24 protein-coding genes are annotated in these 24,925 nt (G+C 64.9%); 2 read left to right on the plus strand and 22 right to left on the minus strand.

From position 1 onward, the window contains the following. Window positions 1-500: 500 nt before the first annotated feature. The 16 genes from JSO19_RS06055 to JSO19_RS06130 form a co-directional block, all read right to left on the minus strand. On the minus strand, window positions 501-1,481 hold the full coding sequence (locus tag JSO19_RS06055) for a nitroreductase family protein (RefSeq protein WP_270910412.1): 981 nt from the start codon (window positions 1,479-1,481) through the stop codon (window positions 501-503). Window positions 1,482-1,483: 2 nt separating this feature from the next. Further along, a complete protein-coding gene (locus tag JSO19_RS06060) occupies window positions 1,484-2,398 on the minus strand; it encodes an aminopeptidase (RefSeq protein ID WP_270910413.1) in 915 nt (304 codons plus the stop codon). Between the two features lie 2 nt (window positions 2,399-2,400). Next, window positions 2,401-3,246: an AroM family protein gene (locus JSO19_RS06065; RefSeq protein ID WP_270910415.1), complete on the minus strand. Its 846-nt coding sequence runs from the start codon at window positions 3,244-3,246 to the stop codon at window positions 2,401-2,403. 10 nt (window positions 3,247-3,256) lie between these two features. Beyond that, window positions 3,257-4,192: a DUF1177 domain-containing protein gene (locus JSO19_RS06070; RefSeq protein ID WP_270910417.1), complete on the minus strand. Its 936-nt coding sequence runs from the start codon at window positions 4,190-4,192 to the stop codon at window positions 3,257-3,259. 17 nt (window positions 4,193-4,209) lie between these two features. Further along, window positions 4,210-5,268, minus strand: a complete 1,059-nt coding sequence (locus tag JSO19_RS06075) for a DUF917 domain-containing protein (RefSeq protein WP_217133012.1) — start codon at window positions 5,266-5,268, stop codon at window positions 4,210-4,212. Window positions 5,269-5,271: 3 nt separating this feature from the next. Beyond that, a complete protein-coding gene (locus JSO19_RS06080) occupies window positions 5,272-6,939 on the minus strand; it encodes an OPT/YSL family transporter (RefSeq protein WP_270910420.1) in 1,668 nt (555 codons plus the stop codon). A 4-nt stretch (window positions 6,940-6,943) separates the two neighbouring features. Continuing rightward, on the minus strand, window positions 6,944-7,582 hold the full coding sequence (locus JSO19_RS06085; protein WP_270910422.1) for an aspartate/glutamate racemase family protein: 639 nt from the start codon (window positions 7,580-7,582) through the stop codon (window positions 6,944-6,946). Window positions 7,583-7,736: 154 nt separating this feature from the next. Further along, complete coding sequence (locus JSO19_RS06090; RefSeq protein WP_270910424.1) at window positions 7,737-9,062, minus strand: PucR family transcriptional regulator; 1,326 nt, start codon at window positions 9,060-9,062, stop codon at window positions 7,737-7,739. A 79-nt stretch (window positions 9,063-9,141) separates the two neighbouring features. Beyond that, window positions 9,142-9,819, minus strand: coding sequence for an AroM family protein (locus JSO19_RS06095; RefSeq protein ID WP_270910426.1), 678 nt, complete (start codon window positions 9,817-9,819; stop codon window positions 9,142-9,144). Then, the gene (locus JSO19_RS06100) at window positions 9,809-10,663 is read right to left on the minus strand and encodes an ABC transporter ATP-binding protein (RefSeq protein WP_270910428.1); all 855 of its coding nucleotides are present in this window, start codon (window positions 10,661-10,663) and stop codon (window positions 9,809-9,811) included. Before JSO19_RS06100 ends, JSO19_RS06095 begins: the two co-directional genes overlap by 11 nt. Beyond that, window positions 10,663-11,499 carry an ABC transporter ATP-binding protein gene (locus tag JSO19_RS06105; RefSeq protein ID WP_270910430.1) on the minus strand — a complete coding sequence of 279 codons (837 nt, stop codon included), beginning with the start codon at window positions 11,497-11,499 and terminating at the stop codon, window positions 10,663-10,665. Before JSO19_RS06105 ends, JSO19_RS06100 begins: the two co-directional genes overlap by 1 nt. Before the next feature lie 14 nt (window positions 11,500-11,513). Then, a complete protein-coding gene (locus tag JSO19_RS06110) occupies window positions 11,514-12,458 on the minus strand; it encodes a DUF1177 domain-containing protein (protein ID WP_270910431.1) in 945 nt (314 codons plus the stop codon). Between the two features lie 37 nt (window positions 12,459-12,495). Then, on the minus strand, window positions 12,496-13,776 hold the full coding sequence (locus tag JSO19_RS06115) for a M20 family metallopeptidase (RefSeq protein ID WP_270910433.1): 1,281 nt from the start codon (window positions 13,774-13,776) through the stop codon (window positions 12,496-12,498). A gap of 55 nt (window positions 13,777-13,831) precedes the next feature. Then, window positions 13,832-15,415, minus strand: coding sequence for an ABC transporter substrate-binding protein (locus tag JSO19_RS06120; RefSeq protein ID WP_270910435.1), 1,584 nt, complete (start codon window positions 15,413-15,415; stop codon window positions 13,832-13,834). A gap of 55 nt (window positions 15,416-15,470) precedes the next feature. After that, window positions 15,471-16,376 (minus strand): ABC transporter permease, encoded by a 906-nt coding sequence (locus JSO19_RS06125; protein WP_217133032.1) that lies wholly within the window; start codon window positions 16,374-16,376, stop codon window positions 15,471-15,473. Continuing rightward, window positions 16,369-17,376 (minus strand): ABC transporter permease, encoded by a 1,008-nt coding sequence (locus JSO19_RS06130; protein WP_217133033.1) that lies wholly within the window; start codon window positions 17,374-17,376, stop codon window positions 16,369-16,371. Before JSO19_RS06130 ends, JSO19_RS06125 begins: the two co-directional genes overlap by 8 nt. Before the next feature lie 227 nt (window positions 17,377-17,603). Between JSO19_RS06130 and JSO19_RS06135 the strand changes: the two genes are divergently transcribed. Together JSO19_RS06135 and pepE are read left to right on the plus strand one after the other, a co-directional pair. Further along, a complete protein-coding gene (locus tag JSO19_RS06135) occupies window positions 17,604-18,368 on the plus strand; it encodes an IclR family transcriptional regulator (RefSeq protein WP_270912104.1) in 765 nt (254 codons plus the stop codon). Then, window positions 18,365-19,066, plus strand: a complete 702-nt coding sequence (gene pepE, locus JSO19_RS06140) for a dipeptidase PepE (RefSeq protein WP_270910437.1) — start codon at window positions 18,365-18,367, stop codon at window positions 19,064-19,066. The genes JSO19_RS06135 and pepE overlap by 4 nt, the downstream gene beginning before the upstream one ends. On the opposite strand, the gene JSO19_RS06145 is transcribed toward pepE, so the two are convergent. The 6 genes from JSO19_RS06145 to JSO19_RS06170 are packed head-to-tail and all read right to left on the minus strand — an operon-like array spanning window position 19,063 to window position 24,824. After that, window positions 19,063-19,839, minus strand: a complete 777-nt coding sequence (locus JSO19_RS06145) for an ABC transporter ATP-binding protein (protein ID WP_270910438.1) — start codon at window positions 19,837-19,839, stop codon at window positions 19,063-19,065. The two genes, pepE and JSO19_RS06145, sit on opposite strands and share 4 nt — an antisense overlap. Continuing rightward, on the minus strand, window positions 19,839-20,684 hold the full coding sequence (locus tag JSO19_RS06150) for an ATP-binding cassette domain-containing protein (protein WP_270910439.1): 846 nt from the start codon (window positions 20,682-20,684) through the stop codon (window positions 19,839-19,841). The genes JSO19_RS06145 and JSO19_RS06150 overlap by 1 nt, the downstream gene beginning before the upstream one ends. Beyond that, window positions 20,681-21,487, minus strand: a complete 807-nt coding sequence (locus tag JSO19_RS06155) for an ABC transporter permease (RefSeq protein ID WP_270910440.1) — start codon at window positions 21,485-21,487, stop codon at window positions 20,681-20,683. Before JSO19_RS06155 ends, JSO19_RS06150 begins: the two co-directional genes overlap by 4 nt. A 20-nt stretch (window positions 21,488-21,507) precedes the next feature. Next, complete coding sequence (locus JSO19_RS06160) at window positions 21,508-22,470, minus strand: ABC transporter permease (RefSeq protein ID WP_270910441.1); 963 nt, start codon at window positions 22,468-22,470, stop codon at window positions 21,508-21,510. Window positions 22,471-22,494: 24 nt separating this feature from the next. Continuing rightward, the gene (locus JSO19_RS06165) at window positions 22,495-24,012 is read right to left on the minus strand and encodes an ABC transporter substrate-binding protein (protein WP_270910442.1); all 1,518 of its coding nucleotides are present in this window, start codon (window positions 24,010-24,012) and stop codon (window positions 22,495-22,497) included. 53 nt (window positions 24,013-24,065) lie between these two features. Next, window positions 24,066-24,824, minus strand: a complete 759-nt coding sequence (locus JSO19_RS06170; protein WP_270910443.1) for a DUF1684 domain-containing protein — start codon at window positions 24,822-24,824, stop codon at window positions 24,066-24,068. Window positions 24,825-24,925 lie beyond the last annotated feature (101 nt).

Consider the following 24,925-nt stretch of genomic DNA (forward strand, 5'->3'; position numbering starts at 1 on the left):
CTGGCGGCTGGCCGGGCTGGGCTGGCCGGGCTGGGCTGGCCGGGCTGGGCTGGCCGGGCTGTCGCGGTTAGGGGCTGTGGCTGTCGGCGATCCGCCGCTTGAGGGGTTTGCTTGGCGCTGTTTGTCGGCCGTCTTCGCGCTTCGTGGCATGATCGAGGCCGCGCTGGGGCCGTATTGTGGCTCGTTCGCCCGGCAGCCGGTCTACTTGACAGAAAGCAGGGTGTAACGCCAGAAACACCCTACTTTTCGTCAAGTGGATCGCCTGCGGCAGTGCCGGGCCGCGCTGCAATGCCACCGCGCGCGAGGGGAGTGCCGCTCAGCGCATGGGGGCGCCTCTGCGGCCGCTCGAGCCGTCTACTTGACAGAAAGCAGGGTGTTTTCGCGCAAACACCCTTCTTTTCGTCAAGTAAGCGCAAAAACGACGTGCAGCGACAGGGGGAGCAGCGGCGGTAGCAGCGGCAGCGACAGCAACCGCGAAAGCAACCGTCAGCAACCCGCACCTACGGGTGCCGCGTCACCACCGTGTCGAGCGGCGGCTTCTCGGAGGCCGTCACCCGCAGGTCGCCCGCCGGGTGGCCGAACGCGATGAGCGTGATGACGAGCTCGTCCTCGGGAATGCCCGCGACGGCGCGCAGTTCGGTAGATGCCGCGTGAGGCATGGACCAGTTGAGGGAGCAGGTCGCGATTCCGCGCTGCTCGAAACCCCACACGAGGTTCATGGCGAAGATGCCGCCATCGATCCAGGGCTGTACGAACTCGTCGGTTCCGGTAAACATCGGCAGCGAGGTCGTGACGATCGCGACGTGTTCGACCCCGTCGAGGCCACGGTTGCCCTGCTGCAGGGCGAAGAGCTTCGCCACCATCTCGGCGCCGTGGTAAAGGTGCACGCGGCCCGTCGCACGGTTGCACACCGAGGGGCTCGCGAGCGCGGTCTCGATCGCAGCGTTCATATCGGCGTCGCTCACGGGCTTGCCCGCCGCGAAACTGCGGGTCGAGTTGCGGCCCTCGAAGAAGCTCTTGACCGCGTCGCGCGCAGCACCCGTGAAGGGGCCAGCGACCTGGGTCGGGCGGCCGCTCAGATCGTCGAGCTGGCCGCTTTCGTTCCACAGGCGCAGCGACGTCAGCGCCCGCTCGGCCTGCGCGATGGCCGATTCGAGCGATTCCCCGCCGCCAACCGTTTCACGTGCAACACGCAAGAGCTGCACGAGGTCCCGTTCGATCGATTCCCCGAAGGGCCGCCTCGGCTTGGCGAGGCTCAGGCCCTTCTCGACCCGATGCAGCGACTTGCGTAGTTGCGCCTCGATGAGGTCTGGCGAGCCGAGTGCCTCGGCTTCGAACTCGAGTGGCCCACTGTGGCGGTCATAGGTCGCGGCATGGGCAACCGCATCGGCTGTCGCGCCAACCGATGCCGCAGGAGCCGTCGTCGCGCCAGCCAGAGCCGCCGAAGCGCCGCCGCCGAGCCCGTCATCACACCCCGACACGATCACACCCACTCCACGGTCGGCCCGGCGACGATGCAGTCGATGTGCACGCCGGCAGCGATCGTTCCGCCGAAGGTGTTGTTCGAGCCGAACGCAATGTGAATGGTGTCGTAGGCCTTCTCGTCCTCGAGAATGTCGCCGATCACCCCCGCGGCGTGGTTCGTACCGATGCCGAGCTCGGCGACCTGGCGACCAAGCCCATCGCCCAGCATTTCGAGAAGACGCGCGCCCTGCGATCCGCTGGCACTCTCAAGGCGACCCTCGCGTACCTCGAGCACGACCGGCTCGTCGACGAGGCCGATGCCTGCGATGGAGCCGTTGACCTCGAGTGTTCCCGAAACGGCATATTCGACGGGGGCGACGTATGCCTCACCGCTCGGCAGGTTTCCGCCGACGCCCTTGCCGCGAAAAACCCCGGTGCTCGCGATGCCGTCGCGCCCCTCCAGCGGAACCCTCAACCGGTGCGACCCGCCGCCCGAGTGAATGATGGCGGCGCTCGCCCGGGTGATTTTCTCGGCCATCTCGATCGTTTCGCGCTCGACGCGAACGGAGTCGGCGGTCATCGCACCCTCGGTGAGAATGTACTCGGTGATACCGGGCATCGTGACGAAAAGCTTGCCAGCGGCGACCGCCTGCTTGCGCGCCGAGGTGTGCGTGAGCGAGTGCTTCGTGAGGCAGAACGTCGCGTCGAAGGCGAGAATGTGCTCGAGCGCCTCAGGGGTCGGCTCCTCGCCTGACTTCTCGCGGTCGGCCATGATGAAGAGCTGGGCGTGCACGTCGTTCGCGAGCAGCCCGTCGAGAAACTTCGAGGCGACGGGCTCGGTGCTGCGGTCAGAGAGCACGAGCACCCGGTCGCCCGAGTCAATCGTGACGTTGTTCGCAAGAATGTTTCGCACGACGGCGTGGTACTGCTGCATGGTTATTCCTTGTCGGTGAGTCGAGCGTCGGTGCGCTCTGTGTCGCTTAAAGCGGCGGATCCCGCCTGCCGAGCACCCAGCCCGGTCGAGTCGCGCGGAGTGAGCCCGAGGCTCGCCGCGACGGTCTCGGGAACGAGGTCCTGTGGCACGAGCACCTCGATCGTTGCCTGCGGATCGGGCCCGGCTACAAGCGCGCGAAGTGCCCTCGCCGCGTGCGCTCTCGTGTACCCGATGCAGTCGAGCACGATCGTGCGCGCCCCCTCGGCTGCGAGCTTGAGGGCCGCACCCTCGATGTCGGAGTCGAGGTAGGGCGAGGCGCTCGCGAACGCGAGGGGCACACCGAGCGACTGCCACTTCTCGGCCATAACGGCTTCTTGCCCCGGCAGCGGCACGATGAGGCCGAGGGTGGCCGGGGCGCCGCCGGCGTCTGCGTCTGCGGCGGCAGCAGCTGCAGTGGTGGCTGCGCTTCGGTTGCGCTCCCGCACCGCGTCAACGAGCAGGCGGTCGGGAAAATACAGTGGGGTGTCGCTTGCGAGCATCGGGAAATCTCCGGTGCACACAATGACAATGGCGTCACAGGTTGCGGCCAGCTCGTCGACGTGGGCCTGCATGCGGCCGAGAATCGCGGTTTTTGCAATCTCGACGCTCTCGCCCGTGAGCAGCTTCGACACGTAGGTCGCACTGCCCTCGCGGGGAGCGAAGCGGGTGGTAATCTCGGCGGCGGTGAAGCCGTCGAGGGCGCCGCGCTGCACAACCGCGACCCCCGTCCCGTCGAAGTGCGGGGCAAAGGCGCGCGTCATGTCGTCGCGGGGCGCCTGGCCGATCGTGATGACCCCAACCTGTGACACCGTGGTCTCCCTACGCGTTCGGCAGGGTGCTGAGGTGCTTCATCGAGCCGTACATCGAGACGAGGCTCTCGAACTCGGGCTCGTCAACAACCTCGCAGGTGCCCGCGCCAACCTCTTTCGCGACCTCGATCACGAAACGCGTCGCGAGGGCGATATCGACCTCGTGGCTCGCTCCCGTCGCGCTGCCGGGAACCGCCGACTGAGCGGTGATCGCGACACCAACAACGGGCACCTCGGCTGCAACGGCCGGCTGCAGAATGCTGTTGATGTGGTAGACGCCGTTGCCGTACGGCGTGATGTCCTGCGTCGAAATGGGCAGCGCCTGGGCAGGCTGGCCAGAGACGGTCTCGAGAATGCGCAGCAGGTCTTCTGAGTACTTGAGAATGTAGCCCTGCTTCACGGGTGCCGAGATGGCGACGCCGCGGTGGTTGACCACACGGTTGCCCTTCGTGGTGTCGATCGACAGGATGACATCCATCTCATCGACGACCTCGTGGGTGTTCATCGCGAGAATATCGACGGGAGAATCCATGAACTCGACCGGCTGGTGCGGGCGGGTCGGTGCGTCAGGGCACACGTGCGTCGTCACGATGACGTCACCGGGTAGCCGGTCGCCGCGCGTGCTCATCTCGGCGAGCTTGTATGCCGAGCTGATCGCCGCGGCCGCGCCATCGCCGTCTGAGACGAAGCCAATGCGGGTTGGGCGAGCGCCCAGGCCGCCAAGGCGACCGATGATGCCGGTCGTCTCGGCTGGCCCGCCAGCTTTCTTGCCCTCGGTGCCGGCGATCTCGATGCGAATGAAGTCGGTGCTTCCCTTTTCACCGGTCACCGTCGTGGTCGAAGCGGTCACGTGCTCAAACCCGGCAAACAGGTCGACGACCCGCTGGCCGCTCGCGGCCCCGTCGTCGAGCAGGTCAAGCACCTCGAGTACATGCTTCAAAGCCAATGTTCTGTTCCTCTCACTTACACGTTCAGAATGGGTTTGTTGATAATGGGCTCGATGCTGCCGAGCAGTGCTTCGTTGTGCATCGTCGAGCCGAGCAGCAGTCGCTCGCGGTCAACGCAAATCACGGTGAGTTCCTGGCCGACCTCGACCCTGGCCGTCACAACGGGCGCACCGGTCTTGCTGTCGAGCGTCATGATGAGGTCAGGGAACGTGCCGAGGCGCTTGCCGTCGATCTCGAGCGTCATGTACTCGTTCCAGAAGGTCATCTCGGCGCCGCCCAGCTCAACCGTGCCGACGTCGAAGCCACCCTGTTGCGTGAGCTCTGAGCGCTCGACCGGGCCCTCGGCCACGATCGATCCGCCGAGAAATTCGACGACGGCTTCGATGCGGGCGCGGCCCTCTGGAGCCGCGTGGTAAGCGGCGCCCAGCTCAATCGCCTGGGTGATGCCGCCAACCGCGGCGTTCTCAGTCACGTACCCAACCTGCACGGGGTTGCGGCACACGGCGACGAGGCCGCCGGCCTGCACCGAGACGGCACGCGCGGTGTCGGCCGCGAGCCCGAGCCTGGCCTTCACGAGGCCAGAGACGCGCTGCGCGCCCTTGCCACCCGCGAAGGCCTGAACCGACTCGTAGCCGTCGAGCTCGTGCAGGTTCATCGACCCCATCGAGCCGGTCGGGTGCGCGCGACCATTCGCGGGCGCATCGATGACGGGAAGCCCGAGCGCAGCCGCCTGGAGCCAACCGTTCGTCGTCGTTCCCGCACCGTTCTCGTTCGTCATGACCGCCGCAAGCGGGGTCTCGAGCGCGTCGTTGACCATGCGCACCGTCGCGATGAGCTGACCAGCATCGTAGTGCGCATCGGCGGCCGAGGGTGCTCCAACGAGCGCGACGCACGCCACGTAGGCGTCGTCAGCGAGCTCGTCGGGAGTCACCAGCTTCGGGCCCTCGAAGGTGTCGAAGAGCGTATCGACCTTCTCGATGCCCTCTTCAAGCACCCCGCCTCCGCCGCCTCCCAGAATGCAGCCGCCATATACGGCGTTGAGTGCGTCGGTGCGGGTGAGCTGTCGTGATGCCATGGGTTAGCGTGCCTTCCATACTGAACTGAAGAAGCTGTAGAGTGCGTCACCGGCAATGAAGCCGGCCGCGAGGGTGTACATCGTCTTCTCTGACTCGGGGCCGCGCACCTTGAGCACGACCGCGCGAATGATGATGCCGACGATCACTGCCCAGCCCGCGAGCGGGTTGAGAATGAGCAGACCGGTCGAGAGCATGATGCCGATCTGGCGCTTCGGGCCACCGATGAGCTGAACGATTGCGCCGGGAATGGCCCAGAGGAAGAGCTGCATGCCGACCTCGCCCGAGAGGCCCGACTCGATCGTCGTGGCGAAGACACGGTCAACCGGGGGCAGCATGTCCTGCGAAAAGAGCGACTCGTGCGCCAGGGCAACGACGACGAACGCGACGGCGAAGCCGATGATGCCGCTCTTGAGCTGCTGGCGACGCCCGAAGAGTTCCTGCTGCACGTTCTGGCCCTTGCGCAACACCACACCGGTCTTGAAGTCAAAGCCCATGTCGGCAAACGCCGGGCCGGTCGCCGCAACGTAGCCGGCGAGCAGCGCGAGAGCGACGGGCGGGAAGCCCATCATCATGCCGAGCAAGAGCATAATGAGCGTCACGGCGAAGGCCGGGAACCAGCCCGAGTGCATGGCAGCGATGCCGACGATGATCTCAGAGACGAGGGTCGCAAACGCGGCAAAGACAACGAACAGCAGCAGCTGCCAGAACGAGAGCTCAGCAATGAGCCCGCCCATGACGGCGAGCAGAGCAGCGCCGCCGACGTACATGAGACCGCCGAGGCCAAAGGCCCGTTTCACGTCACGGTCTGACCGTGAGTAGACGTGCGAGACAGCCTTCTCGACGGGGTTGAGCGAGGGCTCTGCGGGCGAGGTCTCGGCCGACGCATTCAACGCGGCCTCCTGCGCGGCCTTCTCCTTCTTGCGCTTCGAGCCGAGCAGAATGAAGACGAACTGGCCGAGCGCCACGACGCCCGCACCGATCATCATGCCGTGGGGCATGTAAATCGCGTTGACGTCGACTCCCGCGAGCGTCTCTGAGTAGGCGCGAACCAGCAGGCCAACGCCGAAGAAGGTCAGTGCCCAGATGTTGCCGATGAACGCGACACCAAAGGCCGACATCGAGACGCCGAAGTGCGAGCCGATGAGGCCGCCGAAGATGCCGAGGCCGAGCAGGCCCGCCTTCTTACCGCCCTCGTCGCCTGCCTTGAGCGCCTCGGCCGTCGCGACGCCCGAGGGCCAGATCTCGTTCGAGCCGAAGAGCTTCGAGTCGAAGAGCTTGTAGAGCACAAACACGTCGATCGCGAGCGCGATGCCCGCGCCGATCAGCATCGGCCACACGAGGTTCGGCATGCCGAGCGCGTAGGGAATACCGATCGGAATGAGCAGGCTATTCGCGGCGCCGAAGGTGGCCGCCGAGATCGTCGTCTGCACGAGGTTCTGGTTGTGAATGTTGCGGAACTGCAGGAACCAGCGAATCGGAATACGCGCGACGATCATCGCGATGAGCGCGCCAATGATCGAGGTGTTCGGGCTAATGCCGAGCGTGGTGATGAGCTGAATGCCGATGATCGACCCGAAGATCGCGACGAACGCCGAAATGATCACGAACGTGATGTTGAACGTGCGCTGCTGTTTGCGCCCCTCTGGGGCTTGGGTTTCTTGAGGAGACATGTGGTTACGCCTTTTGAATCAATGAGTAAGCGTTGGCTTGGGCTTGCACGAGGTCGATCACAGGAATCTGGAGCCTCGGTGCGAGGTAATCTTTGAGGCCGATCGTCGAGAACCCGGTGCAGGCGAAGAGAATCGCGTTTGCGCCCCCGTTGGCCGCGTGCTGGGCCTCGACGTGAAGCGCCTCGAGCGCGTCATCGGCAAAAAGATCGGTTGAACGACGGTGCCGCTCTGACACTCGGTACGAGTGAAAGCGGTCGCCGAGAATTGCGCGCATACGCGGTGGCGTATCGTCGCTGATGCCGATGACCGCGACCTTGTCGGCAACCATCATCGCAGCGTGTGCCCCGCACTCCCCCGCGCCAAGCACGGGAATGCGCACGGCCTCACGGGCGGCGGCAAGCGCGGGATCTGCCGCGCAACTAATGCTCACGGCGTCGATATCGCCGCGGGCCTCGAGCTTGTGTGCGAGCTCGACAATTTTGGGTACCGCGATGGCCTCTGACGCATCGTCATAGATACCGTGCGGTTGGTCTGCGATGCACTCGGTGTGCGCGATAAACCCGTGTGACTCTTCCATGAGTCGCGCGTGTTCTTGCAACACCTGTTCATCGGTGGTGCTTAGCACCCGTATGATTCCCAGCATGAAACGACACCTTCATCTTTCCGTGCTCTGTGGCCCGGGGTCTGCGTTAACGCCCGTACCGTGTCGGACCATCAGAGCCTAAGGCCAAGACTTCACCCGTTTCATTGGCAAAGCGTGAACTGTTGTTCAAGAGAATTTCCCACATGGGAAATCGCTACAGTCGCTTCTGCGCCTTCAGCGCGAGAAATAAGAGCACGCGCGTCTCCATGCTGCTCATCGGGCGACCGAGCAGGTTCGTAATGCGCTCGAGTCGGTAGGTAATCGTGCGCCGATCAACCACGAGCTGCTCGGCGGTTTTCGTCACGTTGCCATCGTTGCCGAGATAGGTCTCGAGCGTCTGCATGAGCTCGGGGTGCCGCTCGAGCGGCCTGAGTGCCGCCCCCGCGTATGCCCTCGCCTGCTGGGTGTTGAACAGCTGCCACACGAACGCGTCGAACCCGAGGTCATGCTCTGAGAACACGAGCTTCTCGTCGCCGTTGTGCCTGCCAAATTCAAGAATGCGCTGCGCCTGCTCGATGCGGTCGCCCATCTCGTCGACGTTCGTGAACAGGGGGCTGAGCCCCATCTGCACCTCGAGAGAGTCGCCCGCCTCGCCCGTGAGTCTCGCCTCGAGCGGGTCTGGCGCCACCCCTGAGTCGTGCACGATGAGAATGACCGTCTGCAAGAGGTCTTCGCGCCGGTGCAACAGGTAGAACCGGGGGCCGACGCTCTGCTTTGTCGCGAATCGCTCGTCGCCGTACTGCCCCGCCTCGCGGTATAGCCCCACGAGCCGCTTCGCAATGTCCTTCGTGTGCCGCATGGCGACGCTCGCGTAGTCGACGACCGAAGACGAGAATTGTTGCGGATCGACCCCGCCAAAATCAATATACGCCACCTGGTATGTGCGCCCGCGATGCTCATCGAGCCCACGCAGCACCTCAAGAAATCCCGCAACCGACTCAATCGGCAGGTACCGTTTTCGAATGATGTTGATCGACCCGATGACGACGATATAGATTTTGTCACTGACGGCCTTGGCGAACTCCTGGTCGAGAAAGTGCTGCAAGAGCCCCGTTCCGGCCCGCGCCACGTAGTGCACGATCGCAAAGACATTGCCCTGGTAGGCGAGCGGCAGCAGAATGCGCTCTTCGCCCTCGCTCAGCACCACCTTCTGCAGGCGGTAGATCTGCATGTTTGTTTGCCATTTACCGAGCAGCTCCTGCGCATTCGCGTGCGTCGGAGTCGAAAAGGGCGCGAACCCGCTGCGCCACGCATCAGGCGTGTTGCCAGCGCTCGTGTAGAGCAGCCTGCCGCCCGAATCTTCAACGTAGACCTGGCAGTCGAAGAGCTCGCTGATGTGGTCGAGGGTACTCTGCACGCGCGTGTACCGCTCGCTCTCAAACAACGCCGTGGTTACGGGCGCGTTCTTCTCGCTCACTCTTCCCCCATCAGCCCCGCTCTCGCGGGCCTCGTGCGTGCGGGCGCCGTGATGTGCGCCCACTTACGCTCCAGCGTACTCGCTGGCGCTTTCATGCGCGCGAAACAATGTGTGCGGGGCTGAGGGGCGCGGCCTGGCAACGCTAGAGCGCAGCGGTGACGAGCCGCGCGGCAAGTGAGCGCGCGGTGAGCACGGGGGCGCCAGGGTGCTCGTCACGCATGGCCTGTGCCATGGCTTCTGAATAGCCGATGCAGTCGAGAAAGACCCAGGCAGCGGGGTCGGCGTCGAGGCCTCGCGCCACCTCAGCGAAGCGCTCGAGCGACGCCGTGTACGGGTCGCAGTCGACGACCGTGACGGGACGCCCGAGCCGCGAAACCCAACGCGCCTCAATGCCGGCAACCTGCTCTGACTCGGGGGCGACCACGACGAGGGGTGCTGCGCCGACGAGGGCCGCGACGGCTCCGTGAGCGAGCGACTCGGCCATGAACAGCGGCACGGGGGCCGTGATGCCCACGAGGTCGCCCGTGCAAATGACGAGCACGGCGGTGGCGCCTGCGGCGACGGCTCGGTCGACCGCGGCCTGAATGAGGGGGTGCAGGCGCTCCTCGGCGAGCACCGCACTGCCGCCACCGCGGAGTCGCGAGACGAGCACGCCCTCGCCCGGGGCGGGCGCAAGGGCGGCGATCTCGGCGGCGCTGAGCTCGTCGAGCGCTCCGGCTTCAATGACCCGGTAGCCCTCGAGCAGCGGCGCGATGTCGGGGGTCACGTCGTCGCGCGGGGCCTGACCGATCGTGACGAGGGCGAGTGTTTTAGGCTGCATCGCCGCCCCTGAGGCCGGCGGCAATGATGCGGCGGCGCTCTTCGCGGTCGGTGACCTGACGGGGGTCAGGCACCGGAACCGCCGCGAGCAGCGCCTTCGTGTATGCGTCTTGCGGGTTGGTGAGCACCTCGCGGCACACGCCCTGCTCGACGACCTTGCCGTTGTTCATGACGATGATGTCGTCGCCAATGAACTCGACGACCGAGATGTCGTGCGAGATGAAGAGGTAGCTGAGCCCCAGCTCCTCCTGCAGGTCTTTCATGAGGTTCAGCACCTGCGCCTGCACCGAAACGTCGAGGGCCGAGACCGGCTCGTCGCAGACGACGAGCTGCGGGTTCAGCATGAGGGCGCGGGCAATGCCGATTCGCTGGCGCTGGCCGCCCGAGAACTCGTGCGGGTAGCGGTCGGCGTGCTGCGCTTCGAGACCCACGCGCACGAGCATGTCGGCGATCCGCTTTTTCTGCTCACCCTTCGTGAGGTTTTCGTGCAGTGCGAGGGGTTCGGCGAGCAGCCGGCCGATGCTCCACCTCGGGTCGAGCGAGGCGTAAGTGTCTTGAAACACGATCTGCATCTGGCGGCGGCGCTTGCGCATCTCTTCGGCTGGCAGGTCGACGAGGTTCACGCCGTCGAAGTGCACCTCGCCAGAGGTGGGCTCGATGAGGCGCAGGGCGCAGCGGCCCGTGGTCGACTTGCCCGAGCCCGATTCGCCGACGATCGCGAGCGTCGAGCCCTTGCGCAGGTCGAAACTCACGTCGTCGACGGCGCGAAATGGCTCGGCGCCTCGCTTTGCCACGCGACGCTGAAACTCTTTGACGATGTTGCGGGCGCTCATGAGAACAGTCATTACTCAAACACTCCTTCAGCGATGTAGGGCAGGCGTTCTTTGCCGGTGTTGCGGGCGGGCATCGACTCGAGCAATGCCTCGGTGTAGGGGTGCGAGGGGCGCTCGAAAATGTCGATCACGGGGGCCTGCTCGACGATGATGCCACGGCGCATGACGGTGACGTTCTGGCAGGCCTGCGCGACAACCCCGAGGTCGTGGGTGACGAGCAGTACCGCGGTGCCGTGCTCCTCTTGCAGGTCAAGAATGAGGTCGAGAATTTGCGCCTGTGTCGTCACGTCGAGCGCCGTGGTGGGCTCGTCGGCGATGAGCAGGTCGGGCTCGCACGACATCGCCATCGCGATCATCGCGCGCTGGCGCATGCCGCCCGAGAGGTGGTGCGGGTACGAGTCGGCGATCTCGCCGGCTCGCGCGATCCCCACCATCTCGAGCAGTTCGATGACGCGCTTGCGTGCGGCCTTTTTACTGAGCCCAAGATGGCGGCGGATCGGCTCAGCGATCTGAAACCCAATCGTAAAGGCAGGGTTCAACGCCGTCATGGGCTCTTGAAAGATCGTGCCGATGCGCTTGCCGCGAATGTCGCGCATCTGCTTGTTCGAGTACGAAGCCATGTCAACACCGTCGAGCACGATGCGGCCTCCCGCCATTTGCACCGCGCGGGTGGGCAGGAGTTTGATGATCGACATCGCGGTCAGGCTCTTGCCCGACCCCGACTCGCCGACGAGGCCCAGGGTCTCGCCGCGGTTGATGGCAAAGCTGATGCGGTCGACCGGGGTGCTGGTGCCGCGACGGGCCTGCACCTCGACGACGAGGTCTTCAACCTGGAGGAGTGCTGACATGGCTTCTGCTCGCTTTACTTGGTGCGGCCGAGGGTCTGCAGGTGCGTTGCCTCACCGTACAGGTTGACGAGGTGTGCGAACTGGTCGGCGTCGTAGAACGAGATCTGCCCCGCACCGAAGTACTTGGCGGTCTCGATCGCGAAGCGCGACGCGAGTTCAATGTCGGTCGCGTGGCTCGCGCCGGTTGCGCAGCCTGCGACGGGCACCGCGGTCGTGATCGCGACGCCAACAACGGGCGCGTCGGTTGCGACCGCGGGCTGCAGAATCGAGTTCACGTGGTGCAGGTCATTGCCGTATGGAGTGATGTCTTGCGTTGCGAGCGGGAAGACGACGGCGCTCACACCCGTCACCGTCTCGGTCACGCTCACGAGGTCTTCGCTCGGGCGCAGAATGTAGCCCGACTTGACCGTCGGCGAGATCGCAATGCCGCGGTGGTTGATCGTGCGGTTGCCCTTGGTGGTGTCGATCGACACGATCGCGTCCATCTCTGGCTCGACCTCGAAGTCGTTCATCGTCTCCATGTCGACGGGCGAGCCCATGAATGGAACGGGGTCGTGCGGCTCGGTGGGCGCCCAGCCGGTCACGTGGGTCGTGATGATGACGTCGCCCGGGAGCACGTCGCCCTGCGCCGACATGTTGAGCAGCTTTGCGGCTGCCGAGAGCGCGGCGGCACAGCCGTCGCCATCTGACACGAAGCCGATGCGCTCTGGCCGCGCACCCGCGCCGCCGAGGCGACCGATGATGCCGAGCGTTGGCGCCGATCCGCCGCTTGATTTGCCCCGTGAGCCGGGAATGAAGACGCGCACGAAGTCGGTCGAGAGGCCTTCTTCACCCTCGATCGTCTTGACCATGATCTCGGCGTTCTCGGCGCCCTGCGAGCGCAAAAACTCGGCGAGCGATGCGCCCGAGGTCTTGGGGGTGTCGAGCATCTCGACGACGTCAATTACGTAACGAAGCATTCGTTGTTTCTTTCTGTGCGTGGGTGGTGTGGCGTGATTATTCGGTGATGCCGAGGTAGCGCAGCGTCGTGAGCGCGTATACCTTGGCGGCGAGCACCACGTCAGCGGCGAGCGCGCGCTCGTTGAAGTTGTGAATCGTGCTGAGGTCGGCGGGGCCGTACTGCAAGACGGGAATGCCGTGGCTGCGGAACGTGCGGGCGTCTGACGAGGCCCACTGCAGAACACCCTGTGCCTGCGGATCGGAGAGGTCACGAAGCGCGTCAACGAGCGTTTCGACGATGGGATCGGTGGGCGGGGTCCAGTTCGGCTCGCTCATGAAGCCGAGGTACTCGATCTCGGCCTCGATGCCCTCTTCGGCGAGGATCTCACGCACGCGCTCGTTGACCTCGGCGCGGCTGAGGCCGAGGGGCACGCGGGTGTCGAACTCGATCACGCAGGTGTCGGCGACGACGTTCGTCGAGGTGCCGCCCTCGATCTTGCCAACGTTGATCGTGACGTGCTCGAAGACGTCGCCGATACCAGGGCCGTAGCCCTCGCGCTCTTCGGCGTACTGCTTCGAGTCGGCGATGAGCTGCTTGAGCTCTTCTGACTGCACGGGCTTCATGTCCCAGAGCTTCTGCAGCGCCATGATCGCACGGGCGCCGAGCAGGTTTGCGCTGACGCCGTGCAGGGGCTGCAGGCTGCCGTGACCTGGCGTGCCCTGGATCGTGAGGCGGAACCAGTTGCTGCCCTTCTGGCCGATCGTCGGGTGATCGCGCTCGGCGGGCTCAGCAATGATGCCGCCGGTCGCACCATCAAGCACACCCTGCTCGAGCAGCCAGTGGGCGCCGCGGGGGCCGCCCGTCTCTTCATCGGGCACCGAGGCAAACGAGAGCTTGCCCTTCAGCGGCACCCCGAGGCGCTCAAGAATAATGTACGTGTGCATGAGGCCTGCGAGGCCAGCCTTCATGTCGCTCGCGCCACGGCCACGAAGCCAACCGTCGACGATGTCGCCCGCGAAGGGAGGGAAATCCCAGCGGTTCTCGTCGCCCACGGGCACGACGTCGTGGTGGCCCGAGAATACGAGGTGGCGGTCGCCCTCGCCCTTCTCGCCACGGTGCGAAACAACGCTCACACGCCCCTCGCCCGCGTCATGGAGTTCGGTCTCGATGCCCGCCTCGGTGAGGTAGCCCGAGATCACGTTGGCGATCTCGGTGCAGTCACCCTCAGGGTTCTCGCTCGGGGTCTGGATGAGCAGACCCGCGAGCTTCAGCAATTCTTCTGACGACTCATCGATCGCCTGAAGTACTCGTTCTTCCCAAGATGATGCGGTTGACATTGAAAACTCTTTTCTGCGGTTGAGGGGCGGTGTGAACGGTGACGAGTCTGAACGACTAGTCGGTTTTGCTGAGCTGTGCGAAGCGCACGAGCCCATCAGGGTATGAGGTGTAACCCTCAAGATTGTCGCGGTGGGTCACAGCGATGTTGTACTCGTAGAGGTAGCCCCACGGCGACTCGACGTTGATGATTTCTTGCATCTCGCCATACAGCTTGTTGCGCACATCAGCATCGGGTTCGGTTGCAGCTTCGGCCCACAGCTCATTGACGCGGGCGTTGTCGTAGTTGGCGTAGTTGCTCGTGCCTGAGTCGACGAGCAGGAGGCCGAGGTGGTAGCCGGGGTCGTTCACGAACGAGGTCCAGCGTGAGATGTAGGCCTGGACGTTCTTCTCGGCGAGTGCGTCGAGGAACTGGGCGCGGGCCATGTTCTGAATGTTCATGGTCACGCCGATCTTGGCGAGCTCTGCCTGAATGAGCACGGCGTCGTCGTTCCAGTCAGGAAAACCTGAGCCGAGGGTGAAGTCGAACTCGAAGCCGTCTGGGTAGCCGGCCTCTGCGAGCAGCTCCTTTGCCTTGTCGAGGTTGTGCTCGGCCTGGTTGCCCTTGTCAGTCCAGCCCGGGGTCGATGAGGCGACCGACGAGCGCATCTCGCTTGCCTGGCCCTTCATAACGTCGGTGAGCAGCTTGTCGTAGGGAATCGCCATGGTCACGGCCTGGCGCACCTTCTCGTTGTCGAACGGAGCAATGTTGTTGTTCATCGCGAAGAAGAGCACCTTGTTGCTCGGGCGCGAGTCGACCACAACGCCGTCTTTCCCGTCGAGGCCCTCGAGGTCTTTCGGTGCGATCTCGAGCGCCATGTCGACCGAGCCCTTGCTGATGAGCTGCAGACGGTTCGAGGCGTCGCCGATGAACTTGAGGTTGACCTTCTCGATGTCTGGCGCTTCGCCCCAGTACTTGTCGTTGACGTGCAGCTTGGCCTCGCTCGCGGGGTCCCAGCTGTCAAGAATGTAGGGGCCGGTGCCAGCGGTGTTCTGCTTGAGCCACTCGGCGCCGCCGTTCTCTTCAACGACGTCCATGTCGATGATCGAGAACGAGTACATCGGGATGATCTGCAGGAAGAGGTGGTTCGGCGCGGTGAGCGTGATCTTGACCTCGTAATCACCGGTCTTCTCAACGCTGTCGATGCCGGCCATCTCGTACAGGAAGCTTGCCGAGGCCGAAGCCTTGATGTGCTCGAACGACTTCACAATGTCATCGGCGGTGAGCTTCTTGCCCGACTGGAACTCGATGTCGTCGCGAATGGTGAAGGTGTACACGGTGTTCGTGTCGTCGACCTCCCACTCCGAAGCGATCATTGGCTCGATCGTGGCGGTGTCAGAGACGCGCTTGCCGTCTTCTTCCTTGGTGCCGTAGGTCACGAGCTGGTCGTAGGCGGCAAGCACGAGGGTGTCGCTGGTGCCATCGTTGGCCTCAGCGGGGTCGAGCGTCGTGCCACCCTCTGAAAATGCGATGCTGATGGCCGAGCCGGTGTCGCCGCCACCGCCAGCATTCGCGTTATTTGCACTCTGCGCGCAGCCGGTGAAGGCCAGCATCATGCTCGCCGCAACGGCAACCGTTGTGAGCAGTTTTTTGGTTCTCATGGTTCCCTTTCAATAAGGAGTGAGTGGTGAGAATGGGGTTAGGAAAAAGGTCTGGTTACTTCGCAGAGGTACGAAGACGCGGATCAAGCACGTCCCGTAGCCCGTCACCGAAGAGGTTGAAGCCGAGAATCGACGAGGCGATCGCGAGGCCCGGGAAGAAGGTCATCCACCACTCACCCGAGATGATGTAGCCGCGACCGTCTGAGATCATGACGCCCCACTCGGCGAGCGGCGGCTGAGCGCCGAGGCCGATGAAGCTCAGCGCCGCAGCGGTGAGAATCGCGTAGCCCATGCCGAGCGCGCAGCGCACGATGATTGGCACGATGCCGTTGGGCAGAATGTGGCGGAAGAGAATGACCGTGTTTTTCAGGCCGATCGCGTGCGAGGCCTCAACGTAGTCTTTTTCTCGGAGCGAGACCGTCTGCCCGTACATAATGCGGGCGAACTCGGGAATGCCCACGATGCCGACGGCGATCATGGCCGACGAGAGGCCGGGGCCGAGTGCGACGGCGAGCGTCATGGCGAGCAGCAGCGACGGGAAGGCGAGCAGCATGTCCATGAGGCGCATGAGCACCATGCCCACGGCTCCGCGGAAGTAGCCGGCAATCGCGCCGATCGGAACACCGATGACGAGCGAGAGGGCGACCGCGAGCAGCCCCGTCCAGAGCGAAACCCTCGCCCCCGCGAGCACGCGGGAGAAGATGTCGCGGCCAAAGTTGTCGGTGCCGAAGAGGTGCTCGAAGCTCGGTGGCTCAAGCAGCGGCCCCGCGCCCGTGAGGTTCGGCGGGTATGGGCTCCAGAACGACGTCATGATGCCGCCCAGGGTCCAGAAGAGAATCACCGCGGCGCCCACCATGGCCGATGGGTTGCGAATGAGCAGCGAGAAGGCGCTCACCGCCTTCTGCTCTGGCTTGGCCTCAAGCTTGCGAGTGTGAATGGCAACCGTTGATGTATTAGGCATTGCGCACCTTCGGATCAAAAATTCCCTGCGAGAGGTCGACGATGAGGTTCACGACGAGGAAGATGACGGCAGCGAGCAACGTCATCGCCTGCACCGGCGCGTAGTCGGTCGCCTCAATCGACTCGACGACGTAGCCACCGATACCGGGCCAGTTGAAGATCGTCTCGGTGATCACGGCACCGCCGAGCAGCTGGCCGAGCTCGAGGCCGACGACCGTCACGATTGAGGGCGAAGCATTCTTGAGCGCGTGGCCACCGATCACTCGGGTCTGGCTCATGCCCTTGGCCTGCGCCGTGCGAATGTAGTCCTGCCCGAGCACCTCGAGCATGGCCGAGCGCGTCATACGCGAGATGATCGCGAGGGCTCCCACCGAGAGCACCATGGCGGGCCAGATGAGGTGCGAGAAGGCGCTCTTGAAGGCGATCATGTCGCCCGTGAGTGCGCTATCGATGAGGTAGAGCCCCGTGATGTGCGTCGGCGGGTTGATCGCGTCATCGATGCGGCCAACCGGCGCTGGCTCCCAGCCGAGCGTGCCGTAGAAGACCGAGATGACGAGCAGACCGAGCCAGAACAACGGCATCGAGGCGCCGAGCAGCGAGATGATGCGCGTCGCGTGATCGGCGATGCGGTCACGCTGCGTCGCGCCGAGGATGCCGAGCGGGATGCCGACGATGATGCCGATCGCGAGCGCCATGAGGGCGAGCTCGACGGTGGCCGGGAAGCGCGTCGCGAAGTCTTCAGCGACGGGCCTTCCGGTGTGCCAGGCAAAGCCGAGGTCGCCACGGAAGAGTCCGGTGAAGTAATCAACGAACTGTTGCCATACCGACTTGTCGAGCCCCATCTGCACCCGGAGCTTTTCAACCACGCTGTCTGCGGCATTTTCACCGGCGAGCGTGCGGGCAGGATCACCGGGCAATACGCGCGTGATCACGAAGATACTGACGATGACACCCAGCAGCGTGGGGATCATCGCAAGTATGCGCCGAACTATGGTCTGCACTTCTCTCCTCTTTGAGTTCGCCTGGGTCAGGTCGCCCCTGAGCGCCCTTACACGGGTCCCAGAGGTGGAATAAAACCGATTATCGAGGGAGGGTTGCGAGATGCACAACTCATTCTCACTATATGAGACAGTGGTGCACGGTTTTCTCACGGTGGTTATGATTCAAAGCAGAAAGGAGCGTCAACATCGACACTCACACCTCTGCTTCACGATCGCGTCGCCCAGCGCTGCAGACCGTCGACCGCGCCCTCGCCGTACTGCTCTCGTTCTCAACGAGACGCACCGAGTGGGGCGTCATGGAACTCGCAGAAGAGTTCGACCTCGACAAATCGGCGGCCCAGAGACTGCTCAGCACTCTGGCACACCGCGGCTTCCTGTACGCCGACCCGGTGACGAGACGCTACCGCATGGGCCCCGCAATGTGGCGCATCGCGGGCACCTGGGAGCGACGCGGTGGCATGGCCCTGCTCGTCGAGCCCCTGCTCTCAGAGTTCGCCGACCGCTCGAGCCGCACCGCCTCATTCAACCTCGCCGACGGCTCGTACGTGCGCTGCGTCGCCGCGGTCGATGGCGGCAACGCCCCCATGCGCGACCACCCCCTCGTGGGCGAGCTCTACCCCGCGCACGCCGGGGCCACCTCACGCGCCTACTTCGCCTTCCTCTCGTCGTCGCAGCGGCAGGCGCTCATGTACCATCGGCCCCTCGCGAAGTTCAGTGACCTGACCTCGCAAGATGCCCACGAGATCGAGCAAGAAATGCTGCTCGTTGCCGAGAAGGGCTGGGCCTACTCAGAGGGCGAATACGACAGCAACACGCGAGCCATCTCGGCCCCCGTCTTCGTGCTTGGCCGCCCCGTTGGCACCGTGAGCCTCGGTGAAGCCAAGCGTGAAGACCGAGGCGACATTCGCGAGCACGTCGATCCGCTCCTGCATACCGCCGCCAAGATCGGCGCACTCCTGTCAACCCAAACCCCCGATGCGAGGTCATCATGAACAACCTTCTGCTCCTTTCAAACTCGACGAACGCCGGCATGGGCTACCTCGAACACGCGTGGCAGGCTGTTCTGCCAGCACTCGATGGCGTCACCGAGCTCGTCTTCGTGCCCTACTCGCTCGCTGACCACGACGCCTACACGCAGAAGGTGCGCGAGGCTTTCGCACCGCACGGCATCACGGTGAAGGGCGTTCACGAAGACGGCGACCCGGTCGCGACGGTGCGCCAGGCGCAAGCGATCTTCGTCGGCGGCGGCAACACCTTCCGCCTGCTCGACCGGCTCAAGCAGGAGCGCCTCATCGTCGAGCTGCACAACCACGTCGCAGCAGGCAAGCTCTACATGGGCGCGAGCGCGGGAACGAACGTCGCGGCCCCCACGATCCGCACGACGAATGACATGCCCATCATCTTTCCCGAGGGCTTCGACGCGCTCGGCCTCGTGCCCTTCCAGATCAACTGCCACTACCTCGACGCCGACCCGAACTCGACCCACGCCGGCGAGACCCGCGAGCTGCGCCTCACCGAGTTTCACGAAGAGAACACGACGCCCGTCGTCGCTATTCGTGAGGGCGTGTGGATCAGGGTTCACGGCGGCGTCACCGAGATCGGCGGAGCCGCGGTCAACACGCAGTACGGCCCGGCACTGCTCTTCACGCCCGGCGAGGCGCCGCGTGAGATTTCTGGGGTGCTCGGCTAACGAGCCGGTTGCTGGCCACCGGCCGGCAGCCTCGGCACCGCCGCGATGAGCTCGCGCGCGTACTCGCTCTGGGGTGCGCGCAAGAGCTCTCGCGTTGCGCCCTCTTCGACCACCCGGCCATCACGCAGCACCACCGTTCGCTCGCACAGCGCCGCGACACTCCCGAGGTCGTGGGAGACCATGAGCAGCGCGAGACCCTGCGATTCTCTGAGCTCTGCGAGCAGGTCAATGATGTGAATGCGGGTCGTCACGTCGAGGGCGCTCACTGGCTCGTCGGCGAGGAGTACGCGCGGCGACGAGACGGTGGCGCGAGCGATCGCGATGCGCTGCTGCTGCCCTCCAGAGAACTCGTGCGGGTAGCGCAGGGCCGCATCAGCGGGAAGGCCAACCGAGGTGAGCGCCTCGCGCACCCGCTGTTCGGCATCGGCCCCCGTCGCGAGCCCGAGTGAGCGCAGCGGCTCGCCAACGATGCGGCCCACGCGCTGCCTGGGGTTGAGCGACGATGCGGGGTCTTGAAACACCGCCTGCACGGCCGCGCGAAAGGCCCGCATCTGCTCGCGGTTGCGCCGCTCGAGGCGCTGCCCCTCAAAGCGCACCTCGCCCGTTTGGGGCGAGTTTAGGCCGAGCAGCAACGAAAGCATCGTCGATTTGCCCGAGCCAGACTCACCGACGAGCCCCACCGACTCGCCCTCGCTAAGCGCGAGCGACACCCCGTGAAGAATCTGGTGCGAGCCGTATGCGAAGCTCGCATCGCTCAGTTCAAGAACCGTCATCAGACCTCACCCTCCCCTTCGAACGCGTCGCCCAGGGCGTCGTCAAACGCACGGGCACTCGCGATGAGCTGCTCGGTGTAGGCGTGCTGGGGCGCGTCAATCACGTCGGCCGCGGCTCCCTGCTCAACCACCCCACCCTGCTGCATAACCACGATGTGGTCGACCATGCGCGCCACGACCGCGAGATCGTGGCTAATGAACAGCAGCGACATGCCCCGCTCGGCCACGAGCCGGTCGAGCAGCGCGAGCACCTCGCGCTGTACCGTCACGTCGAGCGCCGTCGTCGGCTCGTCAGCGATGAGCAGCGCCGGGCGCGAGGCGAGTGCAATCGCGATCGCGACGCGCTGGCGCTGGCCGCCCGAGAGCTCGTGCGGGAAGGCTCGTGCGATACGCGAATCGGTGAGTCGCATCTCCGCGAGCGCATCGCTCACGGCCGCGGCGAGCTCGTCGCCACGCAGGCCCCGGTGGCGCTTGAGCGGTTCGGCAATTTGCTTGCCGACGCGCATGAGCGGATCGAGCGCGCTCAGCGACTCCTGAAACACCATTGATGCGCCCGGCCCGCGAAGCTTCCTGAGGCTCGCCTCATCGGCATCGAGCGTCGCGACCCCGTCGAGCAGCACACTGCCGCTGGTCGAAAAGCCGGGAGCCAACAGGCGCGTCAGGGCGAGGCTCGTCACCGACTTGCCAGAGCCCGACTCGCCGATGAGGCCGACCCGCTCGCCACGGCCAACCGAAAAGGTGACGTCGCTCACGAGGGTCGCGCCCGAGGGCGCCAGAACCGTCAGGCCGCGCACGTCGAGCAGCGCCTGCTCGCGTGCAGGCCGCTCAGAGGTCACGTCGTTCATCGCCGCACCTTTCGCTTCGGGTCGGTTACGTCGCCGATGCCGTCGGCAATAAAGTTCACGCCGAGCACGAGCACGACGAGGGCGATGCCCGGCGCGATCGCACCGGCGGGGGCCGTCATCACGGTTCCCTGCGCCTCCTGCAAGAGCCGCCCCCACGAGGCGTTGGGCGGCGGCGCACCGAAGCCGAGGTACGAGAGGCTCGCCTCGGCGAGCACGGCGATGCCGAACTGCAGGGCGAGCGCCGAGCTGAGCATCGGGGTGATGTTTGGGAGCACGTGGCCAAAGACGATGCCCCAAAGGCCCGTTCCGCTCGTGCGCGCGGCCGTAATGAACTGCTGTTGCAAGACGCGCTTCGTGAGAATGCGGGTGAGCCTCGCGACGACGGCCGACATTCCGAGCCCGATCGCGAGAATGACCGACCAGATCGATGAGCCCTGCACCGCGACGATGAGCATCGCGAGCAACAACACGGGAAAGGCGATGACGACGTCAAGCCAGGCAGAGACGGTGTCGTCGATCCACGGCCTTGAAAACGCGGCCACGAGCCCCACCGCGATGCCGAGCACCGCGGCGATGAGCACCGAACCGGTTCCCACAAGCAGGGCAATGCGCGCACCGACCATGAGCTGGGTGAAGAGATCGCGGCCGAGTTTATCGGTTCCGAGCCAGTGCTCGGCGCCCGGCCCCTCGAGACGCGATCCGCTCGTATCGCCCTGCGCAAACGGGAGCCAGAAGAGCGAGACCACAGCCACGAGCACCACGATACTCACGAGCACGACGCCGATCACGAGGGTGGCGCTCACGCGAGCGCGACGCTGGCCGCTCATCGGTTGCCCGAAACCGTCTGACGCAGCCGCGGGTCGACGATGCGTTGCAGCACGTCGGCGACAAAGCCAACAAACAAGACGAAGAAGGTGCTGACCACGAGAACCCCCTGAATGGTGATGTAGTCGTGCTGGTTAATGCCACCGAGCAGGAGGCTGCCGAGACCGGGCAGCGTGAACACGCTCTCGACGACCACCGCGCCAATGAGCGCCGTCGAGAGCTCGATGCCAAGAATCGAGATGACGGGCACCGATGCGTTGCGCAGGCCGTGCCGCAGAAAGGCCTCGGCGCCTCCTGAACCGTGGGCGCGGGCCGTGCGCAGGTAGCCGCTGCCGAGCACGTCGAGCGTGGCCGTGCGCACGTACCGGGCAAGCGACGCGCTCATGACGATCGCGATCGTGAGAACGGGCAGGGCGAGCGCCGTGAAGGCGGCACCCGGGTTTGACCAGCTCGCCCGCGGAAACCCGCCCGAGGGAAGCCAGCCGAGCGAGAGCGCGAACAGCCAGACGAGCAAGATGCCTACCCAGAATGTCGGCACCGCGATGCCGAGCTGCGAGAAGCCAGAGAGCAGCACGCCATACCAGCGGTCGGCCTTCACCGCCGCGGTCACGCCAATGACGAGCGCGAGCACGACGGCGAGCGCAAACGACAGGAGCGTGAGCGGCAGGGTGACCGAGAGCCGCGAGACGATCTCGGGCCCGACCGGCAACCCGCTGATGAACGAGGTGCCGAAGTCGAGCCGGGCGATCGCCCCCACCCATGCTCCGAACTGCGTGAGCACCGGCAGGTCTGACCCCACCTGGCGCTGCGCGGCGGCGATCTGCTCTGGGGTCGCGTTGACCGAGAGCAGCGCGTTTGCCGGGTCGCCAGGCAGGAGCCTGAGCAGCACGAAGATCACAACCATCGCTGCCGCAAACGAGAGCAGCAGAAAGCCGAAGCGGCGTGTTAAGTATCGAAGCATGCGGGTGCGGGTTCTCCTCGCGAACTACTCTTTCACAATGTCGTAGGCGAAGAACTGCGAGTTCAGCCCGTTGACGGGGTAACCGCTGACCTCTTTCGCTGAGACCACGATTTGTGGGTAGAGGTAGAGCCACACGCTCGCCGCGTCTTCGGCAATCTGCTCGTTCACCTTCGTGAGCAGTTCGGTCTGCTCGTCTTCGGTGAGCGCCTGCTCGGCCTCAGCGACCCACTGCACGACATCGTCGTTCTCGTAGCCCCAGTAGAAGTCGGGGTTGCCGTACCAGACCACGTCGCGGTCGTTCACATGCTCCTGCAGCGTCGCCTCGAAGTCGCGGTCCTGGAACACCTTCGAGTACCACTCATCGGCGCTAATCGTGTTGATGTTCACCGTGATGCCCACCTTGGCGAGCTCAGACTGGACGAACTCGGCCACAACGGGGTGCGGGTCGTAGCTCGGGGTGTCGAGCGTGAAGCTGAAGCCATCGGCGAAGCCCGCGTCGGCGAGCAGCGAGCGCGACAGCTCAGGGTCGTAGGGGTTCATGTTCGTGAGATCTGTGTACCAGGGGTCGGTCGGGGGCACCATCGAGCCAATCTGCGTGCCGTACTCGCCCCAGATCGAGGTGAGCAGCTTCTCGGTATCGATTGCCGAGTAGATCGCTTTGCGCACCTTAGCGTCGGTGAAGGGCGCAACCCGGTCGTTGAACGCGAGCAGCTCCTTGGTCGTCGAGTCGCCGGCGCTAATCGTGTAGTCGTCGTTGCCCTCGAACTGCTCGAGCAGGTCAGGGCTCTGCACGCTCGTGATGAGGTCAAGCTGCCCGGTTTGCAGGGCGTTGTTCTGCGCCGTGGCATCGGTGAAGTAGCTGAACTCGACGCCCGCGTTCTTCGCTGGCTCGCCCCAGTAATCGTCCCACCGCGTGAGCGCGAGCGAGCTGCCGCGCTTCCACTCGTCGAGCACGTACGGGCCGGTGCCGTCTTCGCTCGTGTTGAGGTCGGTCGCGTCGGCGTTCACGATCCACACGTAGCTGAGGTTGTAGATGAACGAGATGGCGCGCTGTGAGAGCGTGAAGACGACGGTGTGGTCGTCGGGGGTCTCGATGGCGTCGATCACGGCGAAGCTCGACTTGCGCGCCGACTGCGAATCTTCAGCGGTGACCGCCTCGACGCTCGCCTTCACGTCTTGCGAGGTCAGCGCCTTGCCCGAGTGGAAGGTCACGCCCTCGCGCAGGGTCACGGTGTACACGAGGCCGTCTTCGCTCACCTCAAAGCCCTCGGCGAGCAGGTTCTCAACCTCGCCGTCGTCGGTGAGCTTGAAAAGGCCCTCGTAGACGTTACCGGTGAGTGCTTCGGTCACGCCCTGGCCGCCGCCAGCCGTATTCGAAAGGTTCACGGGTTCGTAGAGCGAGCCAACCGCGATGACGGCGTCAGCCCCGCCCTCCGAGGCGGCCTGCGACGAGCAGCCCGTCACGAGCAGGGCGAGCGCGGTGCCGGCCGCGAGGAAGAAAGCGCCGCGGTGTTTGCGGGCGCCACGAGATACATTGGCCACAGTAGCCTCCAGTGGGTGAAGTGGTGAGTGAGAAGAAGAGCGTTCGGTGCGCCTTAGGCGGCGTACAGGTCGAAACCCTCAGCGAAGAGAACCTGCTTTTCACCGGCGTGAACGGGCAGGGCGAAGCGGTTTTGGGCGGGCGGCATCGGGCAGTTGTACTGCGCCGAGAAGCCGCACGGGGGCACGAAGGCCCGGTTAAAGTCAAGAATCACGGTGCCCGCCTCGGCGTCGCTGCCGCCGTCTGGGCGCTCGACGAACAGGAAGCGGCCGGCGCCATAGGTTGCGTCGGCGCCCTCGGCGCCGTTCGTCGCATCACCGAACACGAGCAGCAACACACCGCCGTCGTCAAAGGCCGCGAAGCGGTACTCGACGTCGTTCAGCGTGAAGGTGATGTCTCCCGGCACCACGAGCTCTCGCGTGCCGCCGTTGTCGCGAATGTGCTCGAAGGGCACGGTGCGGTCGGCTGAGACCGGCGTGAAGTTCGCGGCGATCACCCAGTCGGGGTTAAACGCGAAGGCACTGATGCCGTTGAACGCGCGGATCGCGGCAGAGTTCGCATCCCAGCGACGCAGGCCGTGTTCGGCTTCGCCGGTGCTCAGCGAGCGACGCGCGAGCGAGGTCACCGTCACGCCCTCTGGCGCCGATGCCTGCTCAGCCTCGACATCGACGGTTTCGCCAGCACCAAACCAGCGCGTCTCGACGAGAGCAAGGTTGCCGGTTGGCCCGGTCACCGCGGCGGCGCGCTCGGAATGCCACGCGTCGTGGCCTTCTCGCGACTGCTCGATCGCGGCACTCAAAACAGAATCACTCATAATACTGTCTATTATTTTACATAAGTAAAGCGAATGCCAATTCATTGCGAAGAGTGACAGGTGTCGGCGCCTTAGCACCAGGGGGCGAGGCCCTTACAGAC

This window comes from Leucobacter sp. UCMA 4100 (assembly GCF_027853335.1).
Lineage (GTDB): Bacteria > Actinomycetota > Actinomycetes > Actinomycetales > Microbacteriaceae > Leucobacter_A.